The sequence below is a fragment of the Devosia sp. genome, assembly GCF_017307565.1.
In the GTDB taxonomy this organism is placed as follows: domain Bacteria; phylum Pseudomonadota; class Alphaproteobacteria; order Rhizobiales; family Devosiaceae; genus Devosia.
In genome coordinates, this window is record NZ_JAFKHD010000073.1 from 1 (window position 1) to 4221 (window position 4221).

General features: G+C 60.2%; 6 protein-coding genes, 1 pseudogene and 1 riboswitch. All 7 genes and pseudogenes read right to left on the bottom strand.

Going from position 1 to position 4221, the window contains the following annotated elements:
- Positions 1 to 184: 184 nt before the first annotated feature.
- A riboswitch (glycine riboswitch) is annotated at positions 185 to 275 on the bottom strand.
- A gap of 360 nt (positions 276 to 635) precedes the next feature.
- The gene (locus J0I64_RS02375) at positions 636 to 1124 is read right to left on the bottom strand and encodes an ATP F0F1 synthase subunit B (RefSeq protein WP_291406030.1); all 489 of its coding nucleotides are present in this window, start codon (positions 1122 to 1124) and stop codon (positions 636 to 638) included.
- 5 nt (positions 1125 to 1129) lie between these two features.
- Entirely contained in the window at positions 1130 to 1474 is a 345-nt protein-coding gene (locus J0I64_RS02380; protein WP_291406033.1) for a hypothetical protein, read from the bottom strand.
- Between the two features lie 15 nt (positions 1475 to 1489).
- Positions 1490 to 1723 carry a hypothetical protein gene (locus tag J0I64_RS22590; protein WP_366933677.1) on the bottom strand — a complete coding sequence of 78 codons (234 nt, stop codon included), beginning with the start codon at positions 1721 to 1723 and terminating at the stop codon, positions 1490 to 1492.
- A gap of 98 nt (positions 1724 to 1821) precedes the next feature.
- Positions 1822 to 2049: a F0F1 ATP synthase subunit C gene (locus J0I64_RS02385; protein ID WP_046103481.1), complete on the bottom strand. Its 228-nt coding sequence runs from the start codon at positions 2047 to 2049 to the stop codon at positions 1822 to 1824.
- 65 nt (positions 2050 to 2114) lie between these two features.
- The gene (locus J0I64_RS02390; RefSeq protein WP_291406031.1) at positions 2115 to 2885 is read right to left on the bottom strand and encodes a F0F1 ATP synthase subunit A; all 771 of its coding nucleotides are present in this window, start codon (positions 2883 to 2885) and stop codon (positions 2115 to 2117) included.
- 18 nt (positions 2886 to 2903) lie between these two features.
- On the bottom strand, positions 2904 to 3284 hold the full coding sequence (locus tag J0I64_RS02395) for an AtpZ/AtpI family protein (protein WP_291406032.1): 381 nt from the start codon (positions 3282 to 3284) through the stop codon (positions 2904 to 2906).
- A gap of 304 nt (positions 3285 to 3588) precedes the next feature.
- Positions 3589 to 4221: pseudogene (locus J0I64_RS02400) on the bottom strand (chromosome segregation protein SMC); the annotation flags it as partial.

Genomic DNA, 4221 nt, shown 5'->3' on the forward strand with positions numbered 1-4221 from the left:
TATGCTTGAGGACTTCGGTAGAGGCTTCGGCCATGGGCACTCTCTGGTTCAAGGCGACACGACAAGGCTCCGCAACCGGTGCGGAGTGCGTGCCCCCTCTGTCCTTGCCCTGAGAGATTTCCCGGCTGAGCGCCGGTTGCTACCTTCGGGGAGGCCCCTTGCAGAGCCTGCTTTCCAGAGTTGTGACCTGACTGCGGTCCTTTTGCCTGAGAGTTTCCGGGGCGGTTGCTCCTTCGGCGCTGGCGTTTTCAGCCAGTCTCTCCCGCAGTCGAGGCCACCATGGGGGAGAATTTGGGGGGCGTCAACGCGCAGAGTTGGGATGTTCACGGGGGGCATCGAGTTTGCTCGGTGCTGAATAGTATCACCGTCTTCCCTTCTCCCCTTGCGGGAGAAGGTGCCGCGAAGCGGCGGATGAGGGGTATTCTTCCGGTGCATCCAATTCCCGTCGGTGCGGAGGAGAGAGACCCCTCACCCTGATTTTCTGCTGAACGCAGAAAATCTGTCCCTCTCCCGCAAGGGGCGAGGGGGACACCGAGTTCGCCGTGGCAATTCGGGTGGGCTTGGTACGCCTGGGGACAGAAACAAAAAAGGCGGCCCCGGAGGACCGCCTTTTAATTCAGAAAATGTGGGGTGCCTTAGTTGAGGCGACCAGCGACATCGGCAATGGCCTTGTCGACCACCTTGCCGCCATTCTTGTTCATTTCGTCGGTGAGGACGACACGAGCAGCTTCGACGGCGAGATCTGCCGAGCGGGCGCGGACTTCGGCAATGGCCTGGGCTTCGGCCTGGGCGATCTTGTCTTCCACCGACTTGGTGCGGCGGGCGACGAGGTCGGCCAGCGATGCCTGGGCTTCGGCGGTGAGGCGCACGGCCTCTTCCTTGGCCGCAGTCACGATGCCTTCGGCTTCCTTTTCGGCAGCGACGCGCTTCTGCTCATATTCGACGAGCAGGGCGGCGGCTTCCGTACGGAGGCGCTTGGCTTCGCTGAGATCAGCTTCAATCTTCTGGATCTGCTTGTCGAGCATGCCGCCGATGATGCGGGGAACGCCGACATAGATCAGCACGCCGATGAAAGCGATGAGGCCGACAAGGGCGAAAAAGCTGTTATCCATCCATTCGGGCATGGCGCTTATCCCTTAACCTTGGCAACGGCAGCGCGAACGCTGTCGGAGGAGACATCGCCAACGATCTGGCTGACAACGGCCTGGGCCGTTTCTGCAGCGATCTCGTCGACATGGGTGAGCGCTTCGGCCTTGGTGGTGGCGATGCGGGCTTCTGCGGCGCTGACCTTGCCGGCAAGATCGGCTTCGGCAGCACTGCGCTTGGCAGCGAGATCGGCCTGAATGGCTTCGCGGCTGGCATTGGCGATGCCCTGGGCATTGGCCTTTGCTTCGGCGAGGGCCTTTTCATAGGCAGCGATTGCGGCGTCGGTCTTCTGACGGTCGGCATCAGCCGCCGCGAGATCCGCGTCGATTGTCGACTGGCGCTTTTAGATGGTGGAGCCGACCTTTGGCAGGGCGACTTTGCTCATCAAAATGTAGAGCGCAGCGAAGGAAATGGCGAGCCAGAGCAACTGGCTGGGGAAGGTCGCAGGATCAAATGGCGGGAAAACGTCCGAGTGTCCGTCGCCACCATGTGCCTCGGTCGTGGCATGGGTGTCGGCGGTCGGATCGTGGCCCTCTGCCGGAGTTACCGCTTCTTCTGCGTAGGCTTGCGTTACCATCTGGTCGGGATCCCGTTAAATCCGGTCATCCGGCCTAAGGCCGAATAAAACCGCAGCCGAACCGATTGTCCGGCTGCGATAGTCTTGTGCAGTCGCTATTAGGCGACGAACAGCAGGATCAGGGCAACCAGGAACGAGAAGATGCCCAGAGCTTCGGTCATGGCCATACCGAAAATCAGGTTACCGGTCTGGCTCGGTGCTGCGGACGGGTTGCGCAGTGCACCCGAGAGAAAGTTTGCGAAGATATTCGACACGCCGAGGGCGGCACCAGCCATGCCCAGGGTTGCGATACCAGCGCCGATCATCTTTGCGGCTTCAACATCCATTTGTTTGTCCTTTCGAGGGTCAAAGTATTGCCGGCGAAAAGCCGCCGTTTGAGGGACTCAACGTCTTAGTGTGACGGGTGGACCGCGTCGTTGAGGTACATCGAGGTCAGAACTGCAAACACATAGGCCTGCACAACTGCCACGAGTAGTTCGAGTGCCGTGATCGCAACCGTCATGATGAGCGGCAGCACGGCACCAAGCCAACCGAGAGCGCCAAGGGCACCAAGGCTGACCACGAAACCGGAGAACACTTTTAGAGTGATGTGACCGGCCAGAATGTTACCGAAGAGTCGGACCGAAAGGCTGATCGGACGCGACAGGAACGAGATGATCTCGATCGGCACGACGATGGGCAGCACATAGGCAGGGACGCCGGCGGGAACGAAAAGCTTGAGGAACTTGAAGCCGTGACGGAAGAAGCCATAAAGGATCACCACCGAGATCACGAGCAGCGCCAGGGCTGCGGTGACGATGATGTGGCTGGTCACGGTGAAGAAGTAGGGGAACATGCCCAGGAGGTTGGCAACGAGCACGAAGCCGAACAGCGAGAACACGAAGGGGAAGAACTTCATCCCTTCCTTGCCCGCCGAGCTTCGCAACATATTGGCAACGAAACTGTAGGATAGCTCCCCGGCAAGCTGGAAGCGGCTCGGCACCAGCGACGAACGCGAGGCCGAAAGCACCATGAACGCGGTCAGGACGGCAACCGTCGCGACCATGAACAGGGCGGAATTGGTGAAGGAGAGATTGAGGGCGGAACCCGCAGCCTCATCGCCGAGGTGAATCGGGAAAATATCATAGATGACAAACTGGTGGATCGGGTCAGTACCGGCCATGGAGCCCTCTAAGCGTCGTCAACTATCGGTCCGCTTGTCGGCCTCTGCGTCGGTCTTCGACGGCAAAAGCGCTGCGGCGTTTAATTCTGTCACCACGCGGATGACATTACGGATACCAGCGGCGAAGCCCACCATGAAAAGGGTGAGCAGTCCCCACGGACTGGTTCCGAGGCCAAGATCGATGAGATAACCGATAACGGTCCCCACCAGAATTGCGGCAATGAACTCAGTGGCGATTCGCATTCCGCGCGCCATGCTGTTCATGTCGCCGGAAGCATCCCTCGAGGCTCTGCCGTCCTTGAGGTCCTGTTCCCGCTTGGCTGAAGCAATTCGCGATGCGAGATCGCGCGTCACTTCACTGTTTTTTGACTGGCTTTGGTTTTTGGGCGGTTGTTGCATCCGCTTACTCCCCTCGGCCTGCCTAACCCGGCACATTCCGGGCGCCTTTTCAGGTCGGGCGCAACATAGTGGTGGCCCTAAATAGTGTCAAGGCGCGTAACGATCTGGTAAGTCTTTGATTTGCTGGTGGATTTTTACGAAATCCAAGGGTGCGGCATGCTGTCCACAGCTCAATTGTGGTGGAGTCATGGCTGACGAAGAGATTCCCGAGGGGTGCAGATCTGCATGAGACGATGGGCTCGCAGAGTTGGCGGCCTCTCGTGGGCGCCGATCCCGGCGGCGCTAAGCCCGAACGAACATAGCCTCAGACGACGTCGAGGAAGCTTTCGGCGGTCTGTAGGTCGACCGAGACCAGCTGGGAGACGCCGCGCTCTGCCATGGTGACGCCGAAGAGGCGATCGACGCGGCTCATGGTGATCGGATTGTGCGTGATGACGAGGAAGCGCGTGCTGGTGCGCTGACGCATATTGTCGAGGAGGTTGCAGAAGCGCTCGACATTGGCGTCGTCGAGCGGGGCATCGACTTCGTCGAGCACGCAGATGGGCGCGGGATTGGTGAGGAAAACAGCAAAGATCAGGCTCATGGCTGTCAGCGCCTGTTCGCCGCCGGAGAGCAGCGTCATGGTCTGCGGCTTCTTGCCCGGGGGGCGAGCGATGATTTCCAGGCCGGCTTCGAGCGGGTCGTCGCTTTCAACGAAGGTCAATTCGGCCGTGCCGCCGCCGAAGAGCGAGGTAAAAAGCTCCTGGAAGAAGGCGTTCACCTTGCCGAAGGCTTCGGAGAGGCGGGCGCGCCCCTCGCGGTTGAGCGCGGCAATGCCCGAGCGCAGTTTGGCGATGGCTTCGATGAGGTCGTCGCGGTCGGCGACCATGGTGTCGAGCTTTTCCTGAACCTCTTCGGCTTCCTTTTCGGCCGAAAGATTGACCCCGCCGAGGCGCTC